The sequence below is a fragment of the Vibrio sp. Vb0888 genome (assembly GCF_033338835.1).
Classification (GTDB): Bacteria; Pseudomonadota; Gammaproteobacteria; order Enterobacterales; family Vibrionaceae; genus Vibrio; species Vibrio alginolyticus.
Map to the genome: position 1 here is coordinate 1 of NZ_JAWOTL010000135.1, position 1,373 is coordinate 1,373.

Annotated in this window: 3 protein-coding genes; 2 read left to right on the forward strand and 1 reads right to left on the reverse strand. The window is 44.9% G+C overall.

All coding sequences use genetic code 11. The features are described from left to right. A partial coding sequence (locus R7P72_RS24460; protein WP_318110891.1) for a fructose PTS transporter subunit IIA occupies nucleotides 1-394 on the reverse strand: 394 nt, incomplete at its 3' end. A 267-nt stretch (nucleotides 395-661) separates the two neighbouring features. On the opposite strand from R7P72_RS24460, the gene R7P72_RS24465 reads away from it, so the two are divergent. Together R7P72_RS24465 and R7P72_RS24470 are read left to right on the forward strand one after the other, a co-directional pair. Continuing rightward, nucleotides 662-964: a PTS fructose transporter subunit IIB gene (locus R7P72_RS24465; protein ID WP_005463048.1), complete on the forward strand. Its 303-nt coding sequence runs from the start codon at nucleotides 662-664 to the stop codon at nucleotides 962-964. A gap of 8 nt (nucleotides 965-972) precedes the next feature. Beyond that, nucleotides 973-1,373, forward strand: a 401-nt coding sequence (locus tag R7P72_RS24470; protein WP_318110892.1) for an HPr family phosphocarrier protein, incomplete at its 3' end; no start/stop codon positions are given.

Here is a 1,373-nt window from a genome sequence, read left to right on the forward strand (position 1 = left end):
TTTCAACAAAGCCGTCTTCGATAATTTTGGTGGAAATTTGTGCCAATACTTCAATGTGATGATGGTCATCACCATCTGGAGACGCCAGCATGAAAAACACATCGGACAGCTCGCCATCTTCGGCGCCATAATCAATCCCATTACGGCTGATCCCGACCGCGACAGCCGGTTTCGCTACAGCATCACTTTTGGCATGAGGGATCGCAATACCATCATCAAATCCTGTGTTACCGATCTCTTCTCGTTTCCAGATATCTGCCAAGAACTGGCTTTGACTATTGAGTTTGCCGGCGGCCTCTAGCATCTCGACCAGCTCTTTGAGCGCTTCATCTTTGGTTTGAGCTTTTAGATCTAAACATATCGTTTCCAGCTCAATTAGGTTTGTGATGTCCATTGTTTTACCTTCCAATATTCACGCTCGAATATATACCCAAGTGAGTTTGAGATACAGGATCCCCTGGCTCGTATGCGTTCCTACTCATTTTATTTGGGCATAGATTAACCAGTGCCTACCCTTTGATATATAGGACTAAAAGTGCATTAACTGGATTAATGTAACATGAGATTCAAACTGTGATAGAGCTCTTGCGTTAATCCAGCTCAAATTAATTCAATCTGCGGTGGCTGTGCTAATATCCACAAAAAATAAAATGGATAGAACATGAAAATCGTAGCGGTGACAGCATGCCCTACAGGCATCGCTCATACTTATATGGCGGCAGATGCACTAATGAAAGCTGCGCCAAAACATAACGTGCAAATTAAAGTAGAAACGCAAGGTGCGATGGGGATAGAGAATCAGCTCACTCCTCACGATATTGCTCAAGCGGATCGGGTTTTGATCGTGTCGGATATTGAGATAGAACAACCTGGCCGATTCGAAGGGACGCGCAAAATTCAAATCCCCATTGAAGAGGTTTTGCTGAACGTCGACAAAGTATTCCTCGTCCACTGCCGCGACTAAATTTGCAGATGAACGAATACCAAATCACCTTTTTCGTCGATAATGCAAATGCCAGTGCGCACCTTGCTCAGCCACTCAATCGAGTGGCAAAGAAGTTCAAAAGTACCTTACATATCATCAATGTAACGCAGAATCGTGTTGCGGAACTCACCAAGTCCGTGGCGATTTTGCAAGCAGGTCTACAACAAGGTGATTTGTGTCAAATCACAGCGATTGGCATTGACGCAGAGCTGGCCTGCTTCGTCATCAAAGACATGATTGCTGAACACTTTACGGTGGTGGGATCTCATATCAACTATGAGTTTTCTAGCCAACTGGCCGAGCGTTTACCGCAAATTTGCCCACCTTGTGAAATCAAATGGCACTACGCCAAAGCGCATACCGCGCTCACCAAGTTTGAATGCCTTAA